Origin of the sequence: Pseudomonas sp. B3(2017) (assembly GCF_002113595.1) — a bacterium.
In the GTDB taxonomy this organism is placed as follows: Bacteria; Pseudomonadota; Gammaproteobacteria; order Pseudomonadales; family Pseudomonadaceae; genus Aquipseudomonas; species Aquipseudomonas ekonensis.
Window position 1 is genome coordinate 81,428 of record NZ_NEIU01000003.1, and the last position, 22,331, is coordinate 103,758.

The following is a 22,331-nucleotide window of genomic DNA, read 5'->3' on the forward strand; positions in this document are numbered from 1 at the left end:
TGCCTTTGTGGCGCCCTCTCGGGCGCCACCGCAACACGCCCTACAGCAGCGGGGCCACCACCGGCTCCTTGCGCGGCCAGGCATCCAGCACAGCCTTGAACAGCGTCGCCAGGGGAATCGCGAAGAACACGCCCCAGAACCCCCACAACCCGCCGAACAACAGCACCGCGCAGATGATCGCCACCGGGTGCAGGTTGACCGCTTCGGAAAACAGCAACGGCACCAGCACGTTGCCGTCCAGGGTCTGAATGATCCCGTACACCGCCATCAGGTAGATGAACTGGTCGCTCCAGCCCCACTGGAACAGCGCGATCAGCAGCACCGGCACGGTCACCACCACCGCCCCGACATACGGCACCACCACCGACACGCCCACCAGCAAGGCCAGCAGCGCGGCATAGTTGAGGCCCAGCGCAACGAAGGCGATGTACGTCACCCCGCCGCAGATCACGATCTCTATGACCTTGCCGCGGATGTAGTTGGCGATCTGTCGGTTCATTTCCTGGGCGACCCGGGTGATCAGCGCCCGCTCCCGCGGCAAATAGCCGCGCACCCATTCGCCGATCATCGCCCGATCCTTGAGGAAGAAGAACACCAGGATCGGCACCAGCACCAGGTAGATCATCACGTTCACCAGCAGCGGCAGACTTGACAGCGAGAACGTCAGCGCCCACTGGCCGAACTTGCCGATCTCGCCCCGCGCCGCCTCGATGGCCTGCAGCACCTGCTCGTCGGAGACCAGGTGCGGATAACGCTCCGGCAGCAGCAACAGCAGCGACTGCCATTTGGCGAGCATGCCCGGCAATTCGTTGAACAGCGTGATCAACTGATGCCAGAGCAGTGGCAGCACCACCACGATGAACACCATCAGCACGCCCATGAACAGCGCGAACACCAGCCCCACCGCCGCACCGCCGGGCATGCGCAGCCGTTCGAGGGTGACCACCAGCCCCTGCATCAGGTAAGCCAGCACCATCCCCGCCAGCACCGGCGCGAGCATGCCGCCCAAGGTGAGCACCGCCGTGAAGGCGAGAAACAGCAGCACCGCCAGCACCACCGCCTCTTCATCGGAGAAGTAGCGCTGAACCCAGTCGCGTAACACTTTGAACATCAATATTCCTTAGGTCTTGAACGCTGTCGGTTTCAGGCTTTTTTCAACCAGTAACGGTAGACGCCCGCCTCGTCTTCTTCGCGCAGCAGCGTATGACCGGCCAATTTGGCAAAGGTGCGGAAATCGCGCTGGGAACCCGCATCCGTGGCGATCACCTTGAGCACCGCGCCGCTGGGCAGCTTGTTGAGCTCCATCTTGGCCTTGAGCAACGGCAACGGACAATTCAGGCCGCTGGCGTCCAGTTCGCGGTCATGGGCTACAGCGTCGTTCATGCGTCACTCCGGATCAGGTGGGTCAGGCCCCCTAGAATATCTGGTCGCAGGCCCGGTGTCCGGCTACAGTAAGGTCTTTGTCGACTAAGGCTTTGTGCATGACTTTTCTGCGCCCTACCCTGCTGACGCTCGCTTGCCTGCTCGCCTCTCCGGGCTTCGCCGACGATCTGCCGTCACTCGGTGATGCCAGCTCTGCCATTGTCTCGCCGCAACAGGAATACCAGCTGGGCCGTGCCTGGCTGGCGCTGCTGCGCAGCCAGGTTTCCCAACTGAACGATCCGCAGCTCAAGGACTACGTCGAGTCCAGCGTCTACAAGCTGGTGGAGACCAGCCAGGTCAGCGACCGGCGCCTGGAGTTCATCCTGATCAACAGCCCGCAGCTCAACGCCTTCGCCGCGCCCGGCGGCGTGGTCGGGGTCAACGGCGGTCTGTTCCTCAACGCCCAGACCGAAGGCGAATACGCCTCGGTGCTGGCCCACGAACTGGCGCACTTGTCCCAACGCCACTTCGCCCGGGGCGTCGAAGCCTCCCAGCGGATGCAGGTGCCGATGATGGCCGCCCTGCTGGCCGGGATCGTCATCGCGGCCGCCGGCGGCGGAGATGCGGGCATCGCAACCATCGCCGGCACCCAGGCGGCGGCGATCCAGTCGCAACGCACCTTCTCGCGTCAGAACGAGCAGGAAGCCGACCGCATCGGCATCCTCAACCTGGAAAAGGCCGGCTACGACCCGCGCTCGATGCCGACCATGTTCGAGCGCCTGATGCGCCAGTACCGCTTCGACGCCAAACCGCCGGAATTCCTGCTGACTCACCCGGTCACCGAATCGCGGATCGCCGACACCCGCAACCGCGCCGAACAGACCAAGCCCGGCGGCATCGAAGACAGCCTGCGCTATCAGTTGATCCGCGCCCGCGTGCAGCTGATCTACGAAGAGACCCCAGGGCTGGGCGCCAAGCGCTTCCGTGCGCAGCTGGACGAGAACCCGAAAAACGACGTCGCCCGCTACGGCCTGGCCATTGCCCAGATCAAGGGCGGCCAGTTGAATGACGCCCGGGAAAACCTCAAGCAGTTGCTGGCCAAGTCCCCGAACGAACTGATCTACAACCTGGCCCAGGTCGACCTGGACATCACCAACAACCGCCTGCCCGACGCCCAGTCGCGGGTCGACCGGCTGCTCACGCAGTTTCCCGGCAACTACCCGCTGAACCAGGTGCGGGTCGACCTGCTGCTCAAGCAGAACCGCGCCGCCGATGCGGAAAAGGCCCTGGACAGCCTGCTCAAGTCGCGCCCGGACGATCCGGACGTGTGGTATCAGGTGGCCGAGACCCGCGGCCTGTCCGGCAACATCATCGGCCTGCACCAGGCCCGCGCTGAGTATTTCGCCCTGGTGGGCGATTACCGGCAGGCGATCCAGCAACTGGATTTCGCCAAGCGCAAGGCCGGCAACAATTTCCCGCTGTCGTCACGCATCGATGCCCGTCAGCGCGAACTGATGGAACAGGAGCGCATGATCAAGGACATGATGGGCTGAGCCTGCCCGCTGGCATTAAACTGCGGGCATAAAAAAACCGCCTCTTTCGAGGCGGTTTTTTATTGGATTGACGACCTGATCACTCGGCCAGCTTGAAGGTGATGAAGCTGGCGCGTCCCTGACGCAGCACCCGCATCGACACCGAGCGGTTCTTCGGAAGCGCTTTGGCGATCTCGGCGAACTCCTTGGCGGAACCGATGGCCTGGTTGTTCAGGTGAGTGATGATGTCGCCCGGCTGCAGGCCGATCAGCGCCGCAGGGCCGTCCTGGACTTCCTTGATGACCACGCCGCCCTTGAGGTCGTAGGTTTTCTTCTGCTCGGCGCTCAGCTCGCCGACCGACACGCCCAGACGGTTGCTGGTGCTCTCGACACCGGACTTCGGCAGCACGTCCGTGTCCTTGTCCTCATCGGGAATCGCACCGACGGTCAGCTCGATGTTCTTGCGCTTGCCGTCGCGGATCACTTCCAGGTTGGCCTTGGCGCCCGCCTTCAGCGCACCGACCAGATGCGGCAGGTCGGCGGACATGACGATCGGCTGACCGTTCATGCTCAGGATCACGTCGCCCACTTGCAGGCCACCCTTGGCGGCAGGGCCGTCATCCTGGATCTGGGCCACCAGCGCACCGGCCGGTTTCTCCAGGCCGAACGATTCGGCCAGATCCTTGTTCACTTCCTGAATGACCACGCCCAGCCAGCCGCGGCTCACCTTGCCACCGCTCTTGAGCTGATTGGAGACGTCCATCGCCACGTCGATCGGGATGGCGAACGACACGCCCATGAAGCCGCCGGAGCGGGTGTAGATCTGCGAGTTGATGCCGACCACTTCACCGTTCAGGTTGAACAGCGGACCGCCGGAGTTGCCCGGATTGATCGGCACGTCGGTCTGGATGAACGGCACGTAGTTTTCGTTCGGCAGGCTGCGGCCGACGGCGCTGACGATGCCTTGGGTCACGGTGTGGTCGAAGCCGAACGGCGAACCGATCGCCACCACCCACTGGCCGGCCTTCAGATCCTGGGACTTGCCGAGCTTGAGCACCGGCAGGTCCTTGCCGTCGATCTTCAGCAGGGCCACGTCGGAGCGCGGGTCGGTGCCGATCAGCTTGGCTTTCATTTCGCTGCGGTCGGCGAGGCGGACGAGGATCTCGTCGGCGTCAGCGATCACATGGTTGTTGGTCAGGATGTAGCCGTCGGACGAGATGATGAAGCCCGAACCCAGCGACTGGGCTTCACGCTGACGGTCGCCGCGGGGCGAACGCTGCTGCGGCGGCATGCCGCGCTCGAAGAACTCGCGCAGCATCGGCGGCAAGCCTTCCAGGTCCGGCATCTGCTGGTTCACCTTGCGGTCGGGCAGCTTCTGCGTGGTGCTGATGTTCACCACCGCAGGCGAGGCCTGCTCGACCAACTGGGTGAAATCAGGCAGCTCGGCCGCCTGAACGGCGGGCACGGCCTGACCGAGCACCAGCACGGTGGCGAGAATGGAGAGATAGGACTTCAAGCTAGGTATCGACATACAGCTCCCGTTACGACGAGCAGGGTTAAGCGATATGGAGCAAGGAACGCCGGAAACTGCGGGCCGGCATTTTTGTTCCGGGAACGACAGACAAGGCCAGAGCCGAGAGGCTCTGACCTATAGAAAAAAATCGGGTGTTTTGCAAATGAAAATGCTCAGCAAACATTTCTGCATGTCGACGAAGCAGCGCAAACAGCCTGGCCGGAATCGGCTTACTGCTTGCTGGTTGCGGCGCCATCATTGCGCATCGACAAGGCAATTCGTTCGGCGGTGCCGATCGGGATCTCACCGACCACGGTCACCATCATTTCGCCCTCGGGCGTGGTCAGGCGACGGGACACCGCAACGGTCGGGCCGAGCTGAGTCCGAGTATCCGTGACCGTGGCGCCGTTGAGCGGCTCCAGGAACACCGAGAAGCGCGCCAGGCCATCGTCATACATCAGACTGCTGACCTGGGTCTTGGTCTCCGGATCCTTGCGCGAGGTACTGCTGGTCAGCTCGAAGCCCGGCGGCAGCCAGTCCGAATGCCAGACCTGGGCAGCCTTGACGGCGGATGCCTTGTCGCTGTCCAGGGCGACGGCGCGGCAGTCGGATCCTGCCTGCAGGTCGCTGTCGGAAGGGATTTCAGAGGTATCGAGGCGGGTGAACTGAAAACGCTCGAGCAACTGGCCTTTGTCGTTGAGCAGAAGCGACTTGAGGGGCAGGCCCGTCTGTTTGTCCAGATGCAGTTCGAAACCGTAGCGGTGCTGGTCGCGGGGCGTCAGCGATACGATCACCGCTTCACGTCCGGCCACGCGCGACTTGCCAATGACGGCAAGTTCGTACCAATTCTTGAGTTTTTGAGGATCGAGGGGGCGGGCGGCGGAATTCGGAGAATCCCCCAGCCCCGCAATCAGTGCGCCACTGACACATTGCGTCCGTCCATCCACCCGCACCACTTCCTGCGCCGATCCGTCGAGCTGAAGCAGACGCTCGCGAACCTGGCCGTTCTGGACGCGATGCCAGATGGTATGGGTAGAGAAACTGCCGTTACGCTCGTAGACGAAAGTGCCGTGAAAGCTCTGCTGCTGTTCGGCCTGGCCCAGACGGGTCAACCAGTCCTGGGCGTCGTCGGCATGGGCTGGAACGATGAACCAGCCGCCAAGCAGAAGCGAGAGTAGCGGTATGGCGCGCATGATCCTCCTTAACGGTTTTCCAGGCTGGCTGCACGCGCGTAAGGCAGTGCGCTTTCAGTTCCCTTGAGTGCGGCCTGCTGGGCATGCTGGCGCAGATAGCCTGGCAGACGCTGATCGTGCCAGCCTGGCTGGCCTTGCAGAACGCCGTTGGCCATGGGACCTGTGGCTTCCGAACTCTCATTGTAGCCTGCCAAAACCGCCGGGCCCTTGACTTGAGGCACGGCCAACGTCGGCTGGTTGGACTGCTGAGCCAGTTCCACGCCAGCGATTTCGTCGTGGTTGTACAGGCGCACGCCGGCCAGCACGGCCACAGTCACCGACGCCGCAACAGCCAGGCGACCGAGATTGCGCCACGGGCCGCGGGAAACCTTGGCCGGAGCGGCTTCGTCTTCCAGCGCAGCAGAGACCGCCGCAGCGAGATCCAGACGCGGAAGCAGCAGATCCTTGTGCATGGCTGCCCGAGCGATCTGGTAGCGAGCCCAGGTTTCACGGGTTTCAACATCGTCCAGTGCATTGAGCACCCGACGCAATTCCAATTCGTCCGCTTCGTTATCCATCACTGCGGACAGCGATTCCTGCAGGGCTTCCCGACTCATGGCGTTCCTCTCTTGGCTGTCGCCGCTGTCTTTAGTTTTCCTGCAACAACGGCTGCAGGGCTTTGTCGATGGCCTCCCGGGCGCGGAAGATCCGGGAGCGCACGGTACCCACCGGACATTGCATGACGCTCGCAATGTCTTCATAACTCAGACCGTCGAACTCGCGCAGCGTCAACGCCGTGCGCAAATCTTCCGGCAATTGCTGAATGGTTCGATGGACGGTGCCTTCGATCTCATCCCGCAGCAATGCGCGTTCTGGCGATTCGAGATCCTTGAGGCCATGATCGCCGTCGTAGAACTCTGCGTCTTCGGAACTGACATCGCTATCCGGCGGCCTGCGGCCGCGTGAAACCAGATAGTTCTTCGCCGTGTTGATGGCGATGCGGTAAAGCCACGTATAGAACGCGCTGTCTCCGCGAAAGTTGCCAAGCGCTCGGAACGCCTTGATGAAGGCTTCTTGCGCAACGTCCTGGGCCTCATGGGTGTCGTGCACGAAACGCACGATCAACCCGAGAATTTTGTGCTGATACTTCAGCACCAGCAGATCGAACGCCCGCTTGTCGCCACGCTGAACGCGCTCGACCAGCTGCTGATCCTCTTCCTGGGTTAGCATGAACACTCCTCGATGAGCTCGGAGGAGGCTTGCATAACCAAACGACCGGACTTGCAAACATAGACTCGGGCTTTTCGCAAAAGTTCTCCCCCTCCAAGCAAGTTTCCTGCGGGGCTCTGATTAGGCACGCACGAAAAACGCAGCGCGGAATGAACCGGCTGCGCGAATAATCTTGTCATCGGTTCGCCGGCAGGAACCCGACCTCAGGTTCCGCTTCGAAGCCGACACTGTCCCTTGTCTCAGGCACCTGTCTATTGATCTTGGGCCCTTGGCAAAAGTTCCAAATATTTATAGCCGCGCCATACCGACATTGGGCGACCATGAGCGGAAAAAGTGTGTTTCATCCCCGATACAGCCGTCTTTTTGCGAAGTCTGCCAAAAAGGCATCCGACGAAACGTTCGGATTTTCCCGTCACGGTAGTTTCACAATGCCATATCGGCCCGGCTATTGTGCCGATCCCCCCCTCTATATACTAGTGGGCTGTGTGGCGGTCCCGACGTGCCGATCCAGCTGTCTTGCGCCACCCCCGACCCGGGTCGCTTTGAGCGGAATCCTGAAATGAGCCAACAGTTCCAACACGATGTTCTGGTCATTGGCAGCGGCGCTGCCGGTTTGAGTCTTGCGCTGACCCTGCCGGGCCATTTGCGCATCGCCGTGCTGAGCAAGGGCGATCTGGCCAACGGCTCCACCTATTGGGCCCAGGGCGGCGTTGCGGCCGTGCTGGACGACACCGACACCGTCGAATCCCACGTCGACGACACCCTGAACGCCGGCGGCGGCCTGTGCCATGAGGACGCGGTGCGCTTCACGGTCGAGCACAGCCGCGAAGCGATCCAGTGGCTGATCGATCAAGGCGTGCCCTTCACCCGCGACGAACACGCCAGCGGCGAGGACGGCGGCTTCGAATTCCACCTGACCCGCGAGGGCGGCCACAGCCACCGGCGCATCATCCACGCCGCCGACGCCACCGGCGCGGCCATTTTCACGACGCTGCTGGCCCAGGCCAAGGAACGCCCGAACATCGAACTGCTGGAGCAGCGGGTCGCCGTCGATCTGATCACCGAACGCCGACTGGGCCTGGACGGCGACCGCTGCCTCGGCGCCTACGTGCTCAACCGCCGCAGCGGCGAAGTCGACACTTACGGCGCCAGGTTCGTGATCCTGGCCTCCGGCGGCGCGGCCAAGGTCTACCTCTACACCAGCAACCCCGACGGCGCCTGCGGCGACGGCATCGCCATGGCCTGGCGGGCGGGTTGCCGGGTGGCGAACCTGGAGTTCAACCAGTTCCACCCCACCTGCCTGTATCACCCGCAAGCCAAGAGTTTCCTGATCACCGAGGCCCTGCGCGGCGAAGGCGCCCACCTGAAGCTGCCGAACGGCGAGCGCTTCATGCAGCGCTTCGACCCGCGCGCCGAACTGGCGCCCCGGGACATCGTGGCCCGGGCCATCGACCATGAAATGAAGCGGCTGGGCGTGGACTGCGTTTTCCTGGACATCAGCCACAAGCCCGAAGCGTTCATCAAAAGCCACTTCCCGACCGTCTACGAGCGCTGCCTCGGATTCGGCATCGACATCACCCGACAACCGATCCCGGTCGTCCCGGCGGCGCACTACACCTGCGGCGGCGTGATGGTCGACCAGCAGGGCCGCACCGACGTGCCGGGCCTCTATGCCATCGGCGAAACCAGCTTCACCGGCCTGCACGGCGCCAACCGCATGGCCAGCAACTCGCTGCTGGAGTGTTTCGTCTACGCCCGCTCGGCGGCGGCCGACATCCTCGGCCAACTGGCCGACGTCAGCGTGCCCAGCGCCCTGCCCGCCTGGGACGCCAGCCAGGTGACCGATTCGGACGAAGACGTGATCATCGCGCACAACTGGGACGAACTACGGCGGTTCATGTGGGACTACGTCGGCATCGTGCGCACCAACAAGCGCCTGCAGCGGGCCCAGCACCGCGTGCGCCTGCTGCTGGACGAGATCGACGAGTTCTACAGCAACTACAAGGTCAGCCGCGACCTGATCGAACTGCGCAACCTGGCGCAGGTGGCGCAGCTGATGATCCGCTCAGCCATGGAACGCAAGGAAAGCCGCGGGCTGCATTTCACCCTCGACTACCCGGACCTGCTGCCCGAAGCGCTGGACACTATTCTGGTGCCGCCCACCTACGCCGGCTGAACTTGAGGCGTACCCGCAGGCGACGGTGCACATCCGCCGCCTGCGCGTCCCGGGGCACGCAGACCGACCGTGTGCGCCGCTCGCCCCGCAGACGAAAACGCAGCACCACGATCAGCGGCAGCGCCAGGCTGTCCGGCCGCAACTGCACCGGCTGCCAGCCATCGGCGCGGTTCCACAACTGCCAACCCTGCGCGTCGCGGCGCAGACCGCTGAAGGCCTTGGAATGGCTGAGAAGAATCTGACGCGGCAACACCCAAGCGGCATGGCCCAGACAGGCCAAAGCCCCCAGCAAACTGGCCCAGAGCGGCACGGACAGACAAAAGACGGCTCCCAGGGCGAACGCCTGGGTCAGCAGATACGCCGCCAGCAGTTGCCCTGAGGCCTGCCAGCGGCATTCGAAGGTTTCACTTGGGCTGGACACGGTCCAGGATCATGCGGACCATGCGCTGCAGTTCCGGATCATCGGACTCGCTGCGTTCCATGAACCAGCCGAACATGTCCTGGTCCTCGCATTCGAGCAGGCGGACATACAGCGCGCGATCCACGTCGTTCAGGTTCGCGTAGACCTCTTTCACGAACGGCACCAGCAGCACGTCCAGCTCGAGCATGCCGCGGCGGCTGTGCCAAAAGAGGCGGTTCAGTTCAACTTGTTCGACCATGGAGCGCTCCTCAAATAGGCCGCAAGTATACAGGCCGGGCGCGTGCCGAACAGTCGGCTTTGGTCGGCCACCACCGATCCTTTATGAACTATCCATTTCAACGAGCCCCCCTTATGATGTGCCCCAGTCTCTTTACCCTGCGATGACCCATGGCCGATTCTGCTTTTTTCTGCACCCTGTCACATGAAGGCGTTCTCGCGGTCCGCGGCGCGGATGCCGGCAAGTTCCTGCAAGGCCAACTGACCTGCAACATCAACTACCTGAGCGACAGCCAATCCAGCCTCGGTGCCCGCTGCACGCAAAAGGGCCGGATGCAGTCCAGTTTCCGCATCCTGCTCGAAGGCGACGGCGTGCTGATGGCGATGGCCGGCGAACTGCTGGAGCCGCAACTGGCGGACCTGAAAAAGTACGCTGTGTTCTCCAAATCCAAACTGACCGACGAAAGCGCAGCCTGGGTGCGCTTTGGCCTGGTTAACGGGGACGCGGCCCTGAACGGTCTCGGCCTGGCCCTGCCGGCCGAGACCGACAGCGTGGCGCGCCACGAAGGCCTGATCGCGGTTCGCGTCTCGCCGGATCGCGCCGAGCTCTGGGTGCCCGCCGATCAGGCGGACGCCATCAAGGCCCGTCTGTCCGCCGCATTGGCCGAAGGCGACCTGAACGGCTGGCTGCTGGGCCAGATCCGCGCCGGCATCGGCCAGGTCATGCCGAGCACCCGCGAGCTGTTCATTCCGCAGATGCTCAACCTGCAGGCCGTCGGTGGCGTGAGCTTCAAGAAAGGCTGCTACACCGGCCAGGAAATCGTCGCCCGCATGCAGTACCTGGGCAAGCTCAAGCGTCGTCTGTACCGCGTCAGCCTGGAGGCCGGCGAACTGCCGGAACCCGGCACCCCGCTGTTTGCGCCGAGCCACGGCAGTTCCATCGGCGAAGTGGTGCTGGCCGCCCGCGCCGAACACAACATCGAACTGCTCGCGGTGCTGCAAGCCGAAGCCGCCGACGAGGGCGATGTGCACCTGGGCACGCTCGAGGGCCCGGCGCTGCAATTGCTCGACCTGCCTTACGAACTGGATCGCGACCGCGAGATCCAGCGCTGAACGCGGCCTTTGGTGCAAGACCTAGAGAAACGACATGAGCGAGCTGGCGGATAAGGTCCAACAGGATTTGGTTGAGGCCATCGACAACGATGATCTGGTTCTGCCCACCTTGCCGGAAGTGGCCCTGCAGATCCGCAAGGCCGCCGAAGACCCGGAGATCAGCGTCAGCGACCTGAGCAAGGTGATCGGCCGGGACACGGCGCTGTCGGCGCGCCTGATCAAGGTGGTCAACAGCCCGCTGCTGCGCGCGACGCAGGAAGTCACCGACCTGCACACGGCCATCACCCGGTTGGGCGTCAACTACAGCAGCAACCTGGCGATCGGCCTGGTGATGGAGCAGATCTTCCACGCCCGCTCCGACGTGGTGGAACAGAAGATGCGCGAAGTCTGGCGCAAGAGCCTGGAGATCGCCGGGGTCAGCTACGCGCTGTGCCGCCGCCACACCCAGCTCAAGCCCGACCAGGCCGCCCTCGGCGGACTGGTGCACCAGATCGGCGTCCTGCCGATCCTGACCTACGCCGAAGACCACTACGAACTGCTGTCGGATCCTGTCAGCCTCAACCACGTGATCGACCACATTCACCCGCTGCTCGGCGACAAGCTGTTGCGTGTCTGGGAGTTTCCGGAACGCTTGGTCGAACTGCCGGGGCTGTACCAAGACTTCAAGCGGGAGTCGGCCGAGATCGATTACGTCGATCTGGTGCAGGTGGCCAGCCTGTACTGCCACAAGGACACCGAGCATCCGTTCGCGCGCATCGACCCGTTCAGCGTTCCGGCGTTCCGCAAGCTGGGGATCGACACGGAGAACAAGGAAATGTGCGCAGACCTGGAAGAATCACGGTCGATGTTCTACTGACCCCTGTGGCGAGGGCGCTCGCTCCCGCCGGGCGGCGCCGCCTTCCAGAGTCAATCCTCAAAAGCCTCATCCGGCGATGAAGCTGACCCTGACCTTCAACCCCGCCTGCTCCCCGTCATGCAGCGTGATCTGCGCCAGGTGCGCCCGGCAGATCTCGCCGACGATCGCCAGCCCCAAGCCCGATCCCGCCACCTGCTGGTTGCGCCGGTAGAAGCGTTCGAACACCCGGTCGCGCTCGTGCAGCGGAATCCCCGGACCGTCATCCTCGACTTCCAGCACCGCCGGCGCCGTGACCCGCAGGATCACATTGCCGCCCGGCGGCGTGTGCGCCAGCGCGTTGTCCACCAGGTTGCTCAGCAATTCGTTGAGCAGCGTCGGCTCGCCGCGCAGCCACACCGGCTGATCCGCCTCCAGCGCCAGCGCGACGCCCCTGGCGTGGGCCAACGGCGCCATGGCCATGCCCAGCTCCCGGGCCAACTGGCTCAAATCGAGCAACTCCGCGCCGCCCTCAGCGATGGCCCGGGCGCCGTTTTCCACCCGTGCCAGCGACAGCAACTGGTTGGCCAGGTGGGTCAACCGGTCGGTGCTTTGCGCCGAGGACTGCAAGGTGTCGTGCCAGACCTGCGGCTCGTTCGAGCGCAGGCCCAACTCAAGCCGCGCCTTGAGCGCCGCCAGCGGCGTGCGCAACTCGTGCGCCGCGTCGGCGATGAACTGCGCCTGACGCTCGAACTGCCCGCGCAAGCGCTCGGTGAAATGGTTGAGCGCCCGCACCAGCGGCCACAGCTCACGCTGCACCTGCACCAGCGGCAAGGGCCGCAGGTCGTCGGGCTGACGCTCCTCCACCGCCGTGCGCAAACGCTCCAGCGGCCGCAGCGCGGCGCTCACCGCGAACCACACCAGCAGCAACGCGCCGCCGGCCAGCATGCCCAGGCGCAGCAGCGTGTCGGCCGCCAGGCTCTGGGCCATGCTGACCCGCGCTTCGTCGGTCTCGGCGACGCGGATTTCCGCCATGCCGTTCATGTTCGGTTCGCTGACGGCCTTGAGCAGGCTCACCACCCGCACGTTCTGCCCGCGGTAGGTGGCGTCGTAGAACCGCGCCAGGGCCGGGTAGCTGTCGGTGCGCGGCGTGCCGGGCGGCGGGCCGGGAAGGTTCTCGTAGCCGGAGATCAGCTTCTGGTGGATGTCGTTGACCTGGTAGTAGATGCGCCCGGCGCTGTCGTAGGCGAAGGTGTCGAGGGCCACGTAGGGCACGTCGGCGCTGAGGCTGCCGTCACGCTGCGAAAGGCCGGCGGCGATGGTGCGGGCCGACGCCAGCAGCGTGCGGTCGTAGGCGGTGTCGGCAGCTTCGCGCCCGTTCCAGTAGGCGCTCAGGCCGCTGGCGAGCATCAGCACCACCAGCAGCAGCGCCAGGTTCCACAGCAACCGCCAGCGCAGACTGCCGGGCTTATGCATCGCGGCTTTCCAGGAGGTAACCCAGGCCACGGAAGGTCACGATGGCCACCGCGTGCCCGTCGAGCTTCTTGCGCAGGCGGTGCACGTAGATCTCGATGGCGTCGGGGCTCGCCTCCTCGTCCAGGCCGAACACCTGCGCCGCCAGTTGCTCCTTGCTCATCACCCGCCCCGGCCGCGCGATCAGCGCTTCGAGCACGGCCTGTTCGCGGGAGGTCAGGGTGAGCAGTTCTTCGCCGAGGGTGAAGCGCCGTGTGTCGAGATCGTAGGCCAGCACGCCGCAGCGCTGCTGGCGTTCGCCGCCGAGCACGCTGCGGCGCAGCAGGGCCTTGACCCGCGCTTCCAGTTCGGTGAGCTCGAACGGCTTGGCCAGGTAATCGTCGGCGCCGAGGTTGAGGCCGTGCACCCGGTCCTTGACGTCGCTGCGGGCCGTGAGCATCAGCACCGGCAGGTTCTTGCCGCGTGCGCGCAGGCGCGCCAGTACTTCGAAACCGTCCATGCGCGGCAGGCCCACGTCGAGGATCGCCATGGCGTATTCCTCGCTGCCCAGCGCCAGGTCGGCGGCCACGCCGTCATGCAGCACATCCACGGTCAGACCGGTGCCCTTGAGCGCCTGCGCCACGCTTTCGGCGAGCGGCAAATGGTCTTCGACGAGCAGAACACGCATGGATCCTCACCTCATTCAGGGGGTGGCCGACGCCACTCTTTGGCGCGGAGTTTACCGCCGCCACCGCCGCTGTGAAGCCCGAAAACCGTGAAAGTCAACTGAAAGGTTAGCGAAAGGTTAGGCCGCTAGAGTCGGGTAACGGAATGTTTCGACTTCCGTCGCTGCCGCACACAGCGCTGCGAAAAACGCCACGAAGCGTTTTCGACCAATAAGAACAATAAACGGAGTACAGCATCCATGCAGTCCTTGCAGAGCCGGGCCTTCGCGCCTGTCCGCCCTTCCCGCTTCAGCCGCACCGCCCTCGCCAGCGCCGCCGCCCTTGCCGGCTTTTCCCCGCTGAGCCATGCCGACTTCATCGAAGACAGCAGCGCCACCTTCGAAACCCGCAACATGTACTTCAACCGAGACTTCCGCGACGGCACCAGCGCCCAGCAATCCAAGCGGGACGAATGGGCCCAAGGCTTCATGCTCAATCTGCAGTCGGGCTACACCGACGGCACCGTGGGGTTCGGTGTCGATGCGCTGGGCATGCTGGGTGTCAAGCTCGATTCGAGCCCGGACCGCACCGGCACCGGCCTGCTGCCGACCCACGATGACGGACGCGCGGCGGACGAGTACTCCAAGCTCGGCCTGACCGGCAAGGTCAAGATCTCCGCCACCGAACTGAAGATCGGCAGCCTGATCCCGGAACTGCCGATCCTCAAGCCCAACGACGGACGCATCCTGCCGCAGACCTTCGAAGGCGGCCTGCTGACCTCCAAGGAGATCAAGAACCTGACCTTCACCGGCGGGCGCCTGGAGAAGGCCAAGGACCGCGACAGCACCGATTTCGAGGACATCGCCCTCAACAACAAGAACAGCCGTTTCGCCGGCACCGTCGCCGGCAAGCACTTCGATTTCGGCGGCCTGGACTACAAGTTCACCGACAAGATCACCGGCAGCTACCACTTCGCCCAGCTCGCCGAAGTCTACAACCAGCACTTCCTCGGCCTGGTCGCCTCGCAGCCGATGGGCCCCGGCACCTTCGCCACCGACCTGCGGTTCGCCCTCAGCGACGACCAGGGCGCGGCCCGCGGCGGCAAGATCGACAACCGCTCGCTCAACGGCCTGGTCAGCTATGCCCTGAGCGGCCACAAGTTCACCGCCGGCTACCAGCACATGTCCGGCGACAGCGCCTTCCCGTATGTCGACGGCAGCGACCCGTACCTGGTCAACTTCGTGCAGATCAACGACTTCGCCGGCGCCGAAGAACGCTCCTGGCAAGCCCGCTACGACTTCGACTTCGCCAGGCTCGGCATCCCCGGCCTGAGCTTCATGACCCGTTACCTGAGCGGCGACAACATCCAGCTCAAGAACGGCGACGAAGGCAAGGAGTGGGAGCGCAACACCGAGATCAAATATGTAGTACAAAGCGGCGCCCTCAAGGACGTCGCCGTGCGCCTGCGCAATGCCACCTACCGTTCCAACTACTCCGCCCGCGATGCCGATGAAGTGCGTCTGCTGGTGAGCTACAGCGTTGCCCTTTGGTAATTCAGTACGTCCATAACAACAACTCCCAAGGAGACATAGATGAACTTATCACTGCGTAAAGTCGCTCTGGCCGCCGGCCTCATGGTGTTCGCCGGCCAGCTGATGGCCGAGCCCAAACGCCCGGAATGCATCGCGCCGGCCTCCCCCGGCGGCGGCTTCGACCTGACCTGCAAACTGGCGCAGAGCGCGCTGGTGAACGAAAAGCTGCTGACCAAACCGATGCGCGTGACCTACATGCCCGGCGGCGTCGGCGCGGTGGCCTACAACGCGGTGGTCGCCCAGCGTCCGGCCGATGCGGGCACGCTGGTGGCGTGGTCGAGCGGTTCGCTGCTGAACCTGGCCCAGGGCAAGTTCGGCCGTTTCGATGAGACCAACGTGCGATGGCTGGCGGCGGTCGGCACCAGCTACGGCGCCATCGCGGTGAAAAGCGATTCGCCCTACAAGACCCTCGACGACCTGGTCAAGGCACTGAAGAAAGACCCGAGCGCCGTGGTGATCGGCTCCGGCGGCACCGTCGGCAGCCAGGACTGGATGCAGACCGCCCTGATCGCCAAGGCCGCCGGGATCAACCCGCGCGACCTGCGCTACGTCGCCCTCGAAGGCGGCGGCGAGATCGCCACCGCCCTGCTCGGCGGGCACATCCAGGTGGGCAGCACCGACATCTCCGACTCCATGCCGCACATCCTCAGCGGCGACATGCGCCTGCTGGCGGTGTTCGCCGAGAACCGCCTCGACGAGCCGGAAATGAAAGACATCCCGACCGCCCGCGAGCAAGGCTACGACATCGTCTGGCCGGTGGTGCGCGGCTTCTACCTGGGCCCGAAGGTCAGCGACGAAGACTACGCCTGGTGGAAAGCCTCCTTCGACAAGCTGCTGGCCTCCGACGAGTTCGCCAAGCTGCGCGATCAGCGCGAGCTGTTCCCCTTCGCCATGACCGGCCCGGAGCTGGACACCTACGTGAAGAAGCAAGTCGCGGACTACAAAGTGCTGGCCAAAGAGTTCGGCCTGATCCAGTGATCGTCTCTGTCTAGCGACCATGGCCCTGCCCGGCGGGGTCATGGCACAGGAGTGTCTCCATGCTCATTCAACGCATCTTCGCGTCGGTGCTGTTGCTGGCCTGTGCCGGCCTGGCGCTGATGGCCTGGCCGTACCAGGCGGCGTTTTCCTACGAACCCGTGGGCCCTCGGGCGTTTCCGTTGTTGATGCTCGGCCTGATGGGGTCAGCCTTGCTGTACATGCTGTTCCGCCCCGCGCCGATCAAGCACAGCGAGGACGAACCGCCGCTGGACCGCGAAACGCTGACCAAGATCGGCCTCTGCACCTTGTTGCTGCTGGTGTTCGCCGGCACTTTCGAACCGTTGGGCTTCATCCTGGCCAGCATCGTCACCGGTGTGCCGATGGCCCGGCTCTACGGCGGGCGCTGGCTGCCCAGCGCCGTGATCATCAGCCTGATGGCCATCGGTCTTTACCTGTTGTTCGACCGTCTGATGGACGTTCCCCTGCCCTTGGGCCTGCTCGACGTACTGGAGAACTGATATGGATACCCTCGGCTACTTGGGTCAGGGCTTCGGCGTCGCGCTGAGCCCCTACAACCTGGCGACCGCCCTGTGCGGCACCCTCATCGGCACCGTGGTCGGCCTGTTGCCGGGCCTCGGCCCGATCAACGGCGTCGCGTTGCTCATCCCGATCGCGTTCGCCCTCGGCCTGCCGCCGGAGTCGGCGCTGATCCTGCTGGCGGCGGTGTACCTGGGCTGCGAATACGGCGGACGGATCAGCTCGATCCTGCTGAACATCCCCGGCGAAGCCTCCACCGTGATGACCACCCTGGACGGCTACCCGATGGCCCGCCAGGGCCTGGCCGGGGTGGCGCTGTCGCTGTCGGCGTGGAGTTCGTTCATCGGCGCATTCATCGCCACCTGCGGCATGGTGCTGTTCGCACCGCTGCTGGCGAAGTGGGCGATCGCGTTCGGGCCGGCCGAATACTTCGTGCTGATGGTTTTCGCGATCGTCTGCCTGGGCGGCATGGCCGGCGACCGGCCGTTGAAGACCTTCATCGCGGCGCTGATCGGCCTGTTCCTGTCCACGGTCGGCATCGACGCCAACAGCGGCGTATACCGCTTCACCGGCGACAACATCCACCTGACGGACGGCATCCAGTTCGTGGTGCTGGTGCTGGGCCTGTTCTCCATCAGCGAAATCCTGCTGTTGCTGGAGAAGACCCATCACGGCCAGGAAGCGGTGAAAGCCACCGGCCGCATGCTGTTCAACTTCAAGGAAGCGGCTTCGGTGTTCGTGGTGAACATCCGCTGCGGCGTGCTGGGCTTCATCATGGGCGTCCTGCCGGGTGCCGGGGCGACCCTGGCCAGCGCCGTGGCCTACATGACGGAAAAACGCATCGCCGGCACCGGCGGCACGTTCGGCCAAGGCGACAAGCGCGGCCTCGCCGCCCCGGAAACCGCCATCGGCGGCGCCGCCTGCGGTGCGCTGGTGCCGATGCTGACCCTCGGCGTTCCGGGCTCGGGCACCACCGCGGTGATGATCGGCGCCCTGTCGCTGTACAACATTACGCCAGGCCCGCTGCTGTTCCAGGATCAGCCGGACATCGTCTGGGGCCTGATCGCGTCGCTGTTCATCGCCAACGTGATGCTGGTGATCCTCAACATCCCGATGATCCGTGTCTTCACCCGCATCCTCGCCGTGCCGAACTGGGCACTGGTGCCGGTGATCGCCATCATCACCGGGATCGGCGTCTACGCCGTGCACGCCACCACCTTCGACCTGTTCCTGATGATCGGCATCGGCATCTTTGGCTACATCCTGCGCAAGCTGGATTTTCCGCTGTCGCCGTTGCTGCTGGGCTTCATCCTCGGCGGCCTGATGGAACAGAACCTGCGCCGCGCCCTGTCGATCTCCAACGGCGCGCTGGACATCCTCTGGTCGAGCCCGATCACCTTCGGCGTCTGGGTGCTGACCGCCGTCATGCTGGCCGTGCCGCTTCTGCGCATCTGGCGCAAACGTTCGGCCGCGCAGCGCACCATCGCCGATGTCTGACCGGACATCGCTCAAAGGCTGGTGGGGAACACCGCTGGTCGGTCTGCTGGGCGGCTACGTCGCCAGCCAGATCGGCTGGCCGCTGCCGTGGATGGTCGGCTCGCTCCTGGCGATCATCCTCGTGCGCTGCCTGACGCCGTGGCAACTGGCTGAAATCCCCGGCGGCCGTAAATGCGGCCAATGGATCGTCGGCATCGGCATCGGCCTGCACTTCACCCCACTGGTGATGGAACAGGTGCTGAGCCACTTCGGCCTGATCTTCTTCGGGGCGCTGGTCACCAGCCTGTCGGCGGTGGTCGGCGTGTGGCTGATGCGGCGCACCGGCGAGGACCGTGCCACCGCGTTCTTCTCCAGCATGCCCGGCGGCTCGGGCGAGATGGTCAACCTCGGCGCCCGCAACGGCGCGATGCTCAGCCATGTGGCGGCGGGGCAGAGCCTGCGGGTGCTGGTGGTGGTGCTGTGCGTGCCGGCGGCGTTCAAGTACCTGCTCGGCGACGGCACGCCGATTGCCCACGCCGGCAGCGTCGATTGGCGCTGGCTGGCGTTGCTGTTTCCGGCGGGCGCCCTGCTCGCCTGGCTCTGGCAGCGCCTGCGCCAGCCCAACCCATGGCTGTTCGGGCCGTTGCTGGTGAGCGCGGCGGTCAGCATCGGCTGGGATCTGCACATCGGCCTGCCCAACGGCGGCAGCCAGATCGGCCAGTGGCTGATCGGCAGCGGCCTGGGCTGTCACTTCAACCGGCAGTTCTTCCGCCGCGCGCCGTCGTTCATGGGCCGTACCTTGATCGGCACGGCGCTGACCATGCTGATCGCCACACTGGCGGCGCTGGGATTGAGTGCGCTGACCCACCTGGACCTGCGCTCGCTGACCCTGGGGATGATGCCCGGCGGCATCGCCGAAATGAGCCTGACGGCGGAAACCCTGCAGCTGTCGGTGCCGCTGGTGACGGCGATGCAGGTGATGCGCTTGCTGTTCGTGCTGTTTCTCGCGGAGCCGTTGTTCCGGTACTGGAACCGCAGCCCCGAATGAGACCGACCTCGTGTGTTGAGGGAGCCTGCTCCCGCCACACACATTTCAGAGCGGCGGCAATTGCCACCGGATCGGCGTCTCGCCGTTCTGCTCAAGGAACTTGTTTGTACGGCTGAAGTGCCCGCAACCGAGAAAGCCCCGGTAGGCCGACAGCGGCGACGGGTGCACCGAGGTCAGCACCAGGTGCTTGGTCGCGTCGATCAGCTTCTGTTTGCTCTGGGCGTGGGAGCCCCACAGCATGAACACCAGGTGCGGCTGCCGCTGGCTGACTACCTCGATGATCCGGTCGGTGAAGAACTGCCAGCCCTTGTCCTTGTGCGCATTGGCGTTGGCGCGCTCGACGGTCATGGTGGTGTTGAGCATCAGCACGCCCTGATCGGCCCAGCTCTGCAGGTAGCCGTGGTTGGGGATGTCGATGTTCAGGTCGCGCTTGAGCTCTTTGTAGATGTTGACCAGCGACGGCGGCGCCGGCACGCCCGGCTGCACCGAGAAGCACAGACCGTGGGCCTGGCCCGGGCCGTGGTACGGGTCCTGGCCGAGGATGACCACTTTCACCTTGTCCAGCGGCGTCGAGTTCAGCGCGTTGAAGATCAGCGGCCCCGGCGGATAGATCTCCTTGCCGGCCGCCCGCTCCTGCTGCAGGAAAGTGCGCAACTCCGCCATGTAGGGCTGGTCGAACTCGGCACGCAGTGCCTCCTTCCAGCTCGGTTCGAGTTTGATACGGTCGTCAGCAGTCATGGTCATACCCGGCAAAAACAATGGGGCGAACCCTAGGAAAGCCGACAACGCTTGTCAATTGATCTGACACGGAACCGGCACTTTCCCGTACAGCGATCATACTGAACGCTCAATTTCCCGATCGAGGTCACGATGAACCTGCACTTCGAAGAACGCACCGGCACCGACGGCGCCCGCCTGGGCATCGCCACCCTGGATGCCGAAAAGTCGCTCAACGCGCTGTCCCTGCCGATGATCCACGCCCTGAGCGACAAACTGAGCGCCTGGGCCAAGGATCCGCAAATCGTCTGCGTGCTGTTGCGCGGCAACGGCGCCAAGGCGTTCTGCGCCGGCGGCGAAGTGCGCAGCCTGGTGGAGGCCTGCCGCGCCCACCCCGGTGAAGTGCCGCCCTTGGCCGCGCAGTTCTTCAACGCCGAATACCGCCTCGACTACAGCCTGCACACCTACCCCAAGCCGCTGATCTGCTGGGGCCACGGCTACGTGCTCGGCGGCGGCATGGGCCTGCTGCAGGGCGCCAGCACCCGCATCGTCACGCCGAGCAGCCGCCTGGCCATGCCGGAGATCAGCATCGGCCTGTACCCGGATGTCGGCGCCAGTTGGTTCCTGTCGCGGTTGCCGGGCAAGCTTGGCCTGTTCCTCGGCCTCACTGGCGCACAGATGAACGGCCGCGATGCACTGGACCTGGACCTGGCCGACCGTTTCCTGCTCGACGAACAGCAGCCGGAACTGATCGAGCGCCTGCTGCAGCTCAACTGGCAGGAACAGACCGCCATGCAGCTCAACAGCCTGCTCAAGGCCCTGCAGCAGGAGGCGGCAGCGCAGATGCCCGACGCGCAGTGGCTGCCGAGGCGCCGGCAGATCGACGAACTGCTGGACGTCAGCGATGTGGCCTGTGCCTGGAAAGCCATCACCCTGCAACGCGACAGCGGCGACCTGCTGATCGCCCGTGCGGCGAAGACCCTGAGCGAAGGCGCGCCGCTGACGGCGCACCTGGTCTGGGAACAGATCGTCCGCGCCCGCCACTTGTCATTGGCGGAAGTCTTTCAGATGGAATACACCTTGAGCCTCAATTGCTGCCGCCACCCGGAGTTCAGCGAAGGGGTGCGGGCGCGGCTGATCGACAAGGATCAGAAGCCGCACTGGCATTGGCCGGATGTCAGTCGCGTGCCGGAGGCGGTGGTGGAGGCGCATTTTCACAAGGTCTGGGAGGGGCGGCACCCGCTGGCGGATCTGTCGGCTTACTGAGGCCCGGGGTCAATCGCGGACACAAAAAAAGCGGCGCTCAATGCGCCGCTTTTTGCTGCGGTGAATTACCAGCGACCGCGACCGTTGTGGTCACCCCGGTCGCCGTGACGGTCATGGTCGCCCCGTCCCCGGTGGTTATCCCAGCCACCGCGATGGCCGTCCCAGCGTCCGCGGTCATTGTCGTGCCAGCGCCGGCTCTCGTAGTAGCGCGGCGCCGAATAGTAGCGCGGGGCCGGTTGGTAATAGCGCGGCGCCGAGTAATAGCGGGGAGCCGGCTGGTAGTAGCGCGGAGCAGAGTAATAGGTACTGCCCCCGCTGTAGTAAGTGCCACCACTGGTGTAGTACGACGGCGACTGGGACGTGTAGACCTCCGAACTGTAGTAGCCATCTCCGTAGGAATATGGGACGCATCCGCCAATGGAAAACAGCATCACGGCAAGCAGAAGAATTCGGCGATACATGGCGGCCTCCTGGACCGCGGGTGGGCCACGCCAGCGACGCTGGCAGGCGTCAGTCGTTTATTCGGTGACTGACGAATGATCTGACAGCGTTTTCGGAATCTGGTGCGCTTCGGTAACAACTTGAAACACGTAGCCGATGAAAGGTTGTTCATCTTCTACGGCCCGATTCACGGGGTGATTAACGGTGCCAGCGGTGGTATCCGCCACGGTAATAACCGGGGCCGTGGCCGCCGTAATAGTAGTAGCGGGCGCCGCCGTAGTAGCGCGGGCCGTAGTAGCCGCCGTAAGAGTAAGGCGAGTAGTAGCCGGGATAGTAGTAAGGGGCGGAATAGGCATCGTAGGTGCCGGCGTAGTAATAGCATCCCGACAAACCAAGACCGAGCACCAGACCCAGCAGGATTCGACGAAACATGATGGCCTCCTGAAAGACCTGCGACCGACGACGAAGGAATCCGGCCGACACTCTTTTGACTGGTTGGCGCCCCTCAAGTGCCGATGCCGCCGTAGGTTCGGATCAGTGGCGCAGACGTCTGCACGAGAGGCCAAAACGGACGAAGTTTCCTGCGAATCGG

At 64.5% G+C, this 22,331-nt stretch carries 23 protein-coding genes; 10 read left to right on the plus strand and 13 right to left on the minus strand.

What is annotated here, in order from left to right; translation table 11 throughout:
• Positions 1–40: 40 nt before the first annotated feature.
• Positions 41–1,111 (minus strand): AI-2E family transporter, encoded by a 1,071-nt coding sequence (locus CAG33_RS05155; RefSeq protein WP_085585117.1) that lies wholly within the window; start codon positions 1,109–1,111, stop codon positions 41–43.
• Between the two features lie 32 nt (positions 1,112–1,143).
• Complete coding sequence (locus CAG33_RS05160; protein WP_085585119.1) at positions 1,144–1,383, minus strand: sulfurtransferase TusA family protein; 240 nt, start codon at positions 1,381–1,383, stop codon at positions 1,144–1,146.
• Between the two features lie 98 nt (positions 1,384–1,481).
• Here CAG33_RS05160 and CAG33_RS05165 point away from each other — a divergent pair, with 98 nt between their 5' ends.
• The gene (locus CAG33_RS05165) at positions 1,482–2,915 is read left to right on the plus strand and encodes a M48 family metalloprotease (RefSeq protein ID WP_085637207.1); all 1,434 of its coding nucleotides are present in this window, start codon (positions 1,482–1,484) and stop codon (positions 2,913–2,915) included.
• A 79-nt stretch (positions 2,916–2,994) separates the two neighbouring features.
• On the opposite strand, the gene CAG33_RS05170 is transcribed toward CAG33_RS05165, so the two are convergent.
• The 4 genes from CAG33_RS05170 to rpoE all read right to left on the minus strand — a co-directional run bounded on the left by CAG33_RS05170 (position 2,995) and on the right by rpoE (position 6,809).
• Positions 2,995–4,425, minus strand: coding sequence for a DegQ family serine endoprotease (locus CAG33_RS05170; protein ID WP_085585123.1), 1,431 nt, complete (start codon positions 4,423–4,425; stop codon positions 2,995–2,997).
• Between the two features lie 212 nt (positions 4,426–4,637).
• Positions 4,638–5,600 carry a MucB/RseB C-terminal domain-containing protein gene (locus CAG33_RS05175; RefSeq protein ID WP_085585125.1) on the minus strand — a complete coding sequence of 321 codons (963 nt, stop codon included), beginning with the start codon at positions 5,598–5,600 and terminating at the stop codon, positions 4,638–4,640.
• An 8-nt stretch (positions 5,601–5,608) separates the two neighbouring features.
• On the minus strand, positions 5,609–6,196 hold the full coding sequence (locus CAG33_RS05180; RefSeq protein WP_085585127.1) for a sigma-E factor negative regulatory protein: 588 nt from the start codon (positions 6,194–6,196) through the stop codon (positions 5,609–5,611).
• 31 nt (positions 6,197–6,227) lie between these two features.
• Entirely contained in the window at positions 6,228–6,809 is a 582-nt protein-coding gene (rpoE, locus tag CAG33_RS05185; protein WP_085585129.1) for an RNA polymerase sigma factor RpoE, read from the minus strand.
• Between the two features lie 559 nt (positions 6,810–7,368).
• Between rpoE and nadB the strand changes: the two genes are divergently transcribed.
• On the plus strand, positions 7,369–8,985 hold the full coding sequence (gene nadB, locus CAG33_RS05190) for an L-aspartate oxidase (RefSeq protein ID WP_085637210.1): 1,617 nt from the start codon (positions 7,369–7,371) through the stop codon (positions 8,983–8,985).
• Here nadB and CAG33_RS05195 read toward each other — a convergent pair.
• Positions 8,954–9,406 (minus strand): protein YgfX, encoded by a 453-nt coding sequence (locus CAG33_RS05195; RefSeq protein WP_085585133.1) that lies wholly within the window; start codon positions 9,404–9,406, stop codon positions 8,954–8,956. The genes nadB and CAG33_RS05195 overlap by 32 nt on opposite strands.
• Positions 9,390–9,644 (minus strand): succinate dehydrogenase assembly factor 2, encoded by a 255-nt coding sequence (locus CAG33_RS05200; protein WP_085585135.1) that lies wholly within the window; start codon positions 9,642–9,644, stop codon positions 9,390–9,392. Before CAG33_RS05200 ends, CAG33_RS05195 begins: the two co-directional genes overlap by 17 nt.
• A gap of 149 nt (positions 9,645–9,793) precedes the next feature.
• On the opposite strand from CAG33_RS05200, the gene CAG33_RS05205 reads away from it, so the two are divergent.
• Together CAG33_RS05205 and CAG33_RS05210 are read left to right on the plus strand one after the other, a co-directional pair.
• Positions 9,794–10,735 (plus strand): folate-binding protein YgfZ, encoded by a 942-nt coding sequence (locus CAG33_RS05205; RefSeq protein ID WP_085633030.1) that lies wholly within the window; start codon positions 9,794–9,796, stop codon positions 10,733–10,735.
• 34 nt (positions 10,736–10,769) lie between these two features.
• Positions 10,770–11,591, plus strand: a complete 822-nt coding sequence (locus CAG33_RS05210) for an HDOD domain-containing protein (protein ID WP_085585139.1) — start codon at positions 10,770–10,772, stop codon at positions 11,589–11,591.
• Between the two features lie 66 nt (positions 11,592–11,657).
• Here CAG33_RS05210 and CAG33_RS05215 read toward each other — a convergent pair whose 3' ends face one another.
• A complete protein-coding gene (locus tag CAG33_RS05215; RefSeq protein ID WP_085585141.1) occupies positions 11,658–13,043 on the minus strand; it encodes a sensor histidine kinase in 1,386 nt (461 codons plus the stop codon).
• Positions 13,036–13,707 (minus strand): response regulator, encoded by a 672-nt coding sequence (locus CAG33_RS05220; RefSeq protein WP_085585143.1) that lies wholly within the window; start codon positions 13,705–13,707, stop codon positions 13,036–13,038. Before CAG33_RS05220 ends, CAG33_RS05215 begins: the two co-directional genes overlap by 8 nt.
• 237 nt (positions 13,708–13,944) lie before the next feature.
• On the opposite strand from CAG33_RS05220, the gene CAG33_RS05225 reads away from it, so the two are divergent.
• From CAG33_RS05225 to CAG33_RS05245, 5 genes are read left to right on the plus strand one after another with little or no spacing between them, the layout of a single operon-like run.
• A complete protein-coding gene (locus CAG33_RS05225) occupies positions 13,945–15,237 on the plus strand; it encodes an OprD family porin (RefSeq protein WP_085585145.1) in 1,293 nt (430 codons plus the stop codon).
• Positions 15,238–15,276: 39 nt separating this feature from the next.
• Positions 15,277–16,254, plus strand: coding sequence for a tripartite tricarboxylate transporter substrate binding protein (locus CAG33_RS05230; protein WP_085585147.1), 978 nt, complete (start codon positions 15,277–15,279; stop codon positions 16,252–16,254).
• A 59-nt stretch (positions 16,255–16,313) separates the two neighbouring features.
• Positions 16,314–16,772 carry a tripartite tricarboxylate transporter TctB family protein gene (locus CAG33_RS05235; protein WP_085585149.1) on the plus strand — a complete coding sequence of 153 codons (459 nt, stop codon included), beginning with the start codon at positions 16,314–16,316 and terminating at the stop codon, positions 16,770–16,772.
• A gap of 1 nt (position 16,773) precedes the next feature.
• A complete protein-coding gene (locus CAG33_RS05240) occupies positions 16,774–18,288 on the plus strand; it encodes a tripartite tricarboxylate transporter permease (RefSeq protein ID WP_085633026.1) in 1,515 nt (504 codons plus the stop codon).
• Positions 18,281–19,315, plus strand: coding sequence for an AbrB family transcriptional regulator (locus CAG33_RS05245; RefSeq protein WP_085585154.1), 1,035 nt, complete (start codon positions 18,281–18,283; stop codon positions 19,313–19,315). The genes CAG33_RS05240 and CAG33_RS05245 overlap by 8 nt, the downstream gene beginning before the upstream one ends.
• A 45-nt stretch (positions 19,316–19,360) precedes the next feature.
• Here the strand turns inward: CAG33_RS05245 and ung are convergent, their stop codons facing one another.
• A complete protein-coding gene (gene ung / locus CAG33_RS05250) occupies positions 19,361–20,053 on the minus strand; it encodes a uracil-DNA glycosylase (RefSeq protein WP_085633092.1) in 693 nt (230 codons plus the stop codon).
• A gap of 132 nt (positions 20,054–20,185) precedes the next feature.
• Between ung and CAG33_RS05255 the strand changes: the two genes are divergently transcribed.
• The gene (locus CAG33_RS05255) at positions 20,186–21,298 is read left to right on the plus strand and encodes an enoyl-CoA hydratase/isomerase family protein (RefSeq protein WP_085637213.1); all 1,113 of its coding nucleotides are present in this window, start codon (positions 20,186–20,188) and stop codon (positions 21,296–21,298) included.
• Between the two features lie 65 nt (positions 21,299–21,363).
• On the opposite strand, the gene CAG33_RS05260 is transcribed toward CAG33_RS05255, so the two are convergent.
• Positions 21,364–21,759, minus strand: a complete 396-nt coding sequence (locus tag CAG33_RS05260; RefSeq protein WP_085633024.1) for a hypothetical protein — start codon at positions 21,757–21,759, stop codon at positions 21,364–21,366.
• A gap of 178 nt (positions 21,760–21,937) precedes the next feature.
• Positions 21,938–22,171, minus strand: coding sequence for a hypothetical protein (locus CAG33_RS05265; protein WP_085637216.1), 234 nt, complete (start codon positions 22,169–22,171; stop codon positions 21,938–21,940).
• Positions 22,172–22,331: the final 160 nt, after the last annotated feature.

Excerpts from the sequence above, each read along its gene's own strand:
- CAG33_RS05155 (WP_085585117.1), bottom strand. The coding sequence starts at position 1,111 with ATGTTCAAAGTGTTACGCGACTGGGTTCAGCGCTACTTCTCCGATGAA.
- CAG33_RS05160 (WP_085585119.1), bottom strand. The coding sequence starts at position 1,383 with ATGAACGACGCTGTAGCCCATGACCGCGAACTGGACGCCAGCGGCCTG.
- CAG33_RS05165 (WP_085637207.1), top strand. The coding sequence starts at position 1,482 with ATGACTTTTCTGCGCCCTACCCTGCTGACGCTCGCTTGCCTGCTCGCC.
- CAG33_RS05170 (WP_085585123.1), bottom strand. The coding sequence starts at position 4,425 with ATGTCGATACCTAGCTTGAAGTCCTATCTCTCCATTCTCGCCACCGTG.
- CAG33_RS05175 (WP_085585125.1), bottom strand. The coding sequence starts at position 5,600 with ATGCGCGCCATACCGCTACTCTCGCTTCTGCTTGGCGGCTGGTTCATC.
- CAG33_RS05180 (WP_085585127.1), bottom strand. The coding sequence starts at position 6,196 with ATGAGTCGGGAAGCCCTGCAGGAATCGCTGTCCGCAGTGATGGATAAC.
- rpoE (WP_085585129.1), bottom strand. The coding sequence starts at position 6,809 with ATGCTAACCCAGGAAGAGGATCAGCAGCTGGTCGAGCGCGTTCAGCGT.
- nadB (WP_085637210.1), top strand. The coding sequence starts at position 7,369 with ATGAGCCAACAGTTCCAACACGATGTTCTGGTCATTGGCAGCGGCGCT.
- CAG33_RS05200 (WP_085585135.1), bottom strand. The coding sequence starts at position 9,644 with ATGGTCGAACAAGTTGAACTGAACCGCCTCTTTTGGCACAGCCGCCGC.
- CAG33_RS05205 (WP_085633030.1), top strand. The coding sequence starts at position 9,794 with ATGGCCGATTCTGCTTTTTTCTGCACCCTGTCACATGAAGGCGTTCTC.
- CAG33_RS05210 (WP_085585139.1), top strand. The coding sequence starts at position 10,770 with ATGAGCGAGCTGGCGGATAAGGTCCAACAGGATTTGGTTGAGGCCATC.
- CAG33_RS05215 (WP_085585141.1), bottom strand. The coding sequence starts at position 13,043 with ATGCATAAGCCCGGCAGTCTGCGCTGGCGGTTGCTGTGGAACCTGGCG.
- CAG33_RS05220 (WP_085585143.1), bottom strand. The coding sequence starts at position 13,707 with ATGCGTGTTCTGCTCGTCGAAGACCATTTGCCGCTCGCCGAAAGCGTG.
- CAG33_RS05225 (WP_085585145.1), top strand. The coding sequence starts at position 13,945 with ATGCAGTCCTTGCAGAGCCGGGCCTTCGCGCCTGTCCGCCCTTCCCGC.
- CAG33_RS05230 (WP_085585147.1), top strand. The coding sequence starts at position 15,277 with ATGAACTTATCACTGCGTAAAGTCGCTCTGGCCGCCGGCCTCATGGTG.
- CAG33_RS05235 (WP_085585149.1), top strand. The coding sequence starts at position 16,314 with ATGCTCATTCAACGCATCTTCGCGTCGGTGCTGTTGCTGGCCTGTGCC.
- CAG33_RS05240 (WP_085633026.1), top strand. The coding sequence starts at position 16,774 with ATGGATACCCTCGGCTACTTGGGTCAGGGCTTCGGCGTCGCGCTGAGC.
- CAG33_RS05245 (WP_085585154.1), top strand. The coding sequence starts at position 18,281 with ATGTCTGACCGGACATCGCTCAAAGGCTGGTGGGGAACACCGCTGGTC.
- ung (WP_085633092.1), bottom strand. The coding sequence starts at position 20,053 with ATGACTGCTGACGACCGTATCAAACTCGAACCGAGCTGGAAGGAGGCA.
- CAG33_RS05255 (WP_085637213.1), top strand. The coding sequence starts at position 20,186 with ATGAACCTGCACTTCGAAGAACGCACCGGCACCGACGGCGCCCGCCTG.
- CAG33_RS05260 (WP_085633024.1), bottom strand. The coding sequence starts at position 21,759 with ATGTATCGCCGAATTCTTCTGCTTGCCGTGATGCTGTTTTCCATTGGC.
- CAG33_RS05265 (WP_085637216.1), bottom strand. The coding sequence starts at position 22,171 with ATGTTTCGTCGAATCCTGCTGGGTCTGGTGCTCGGTCTTGGTTTGTCG.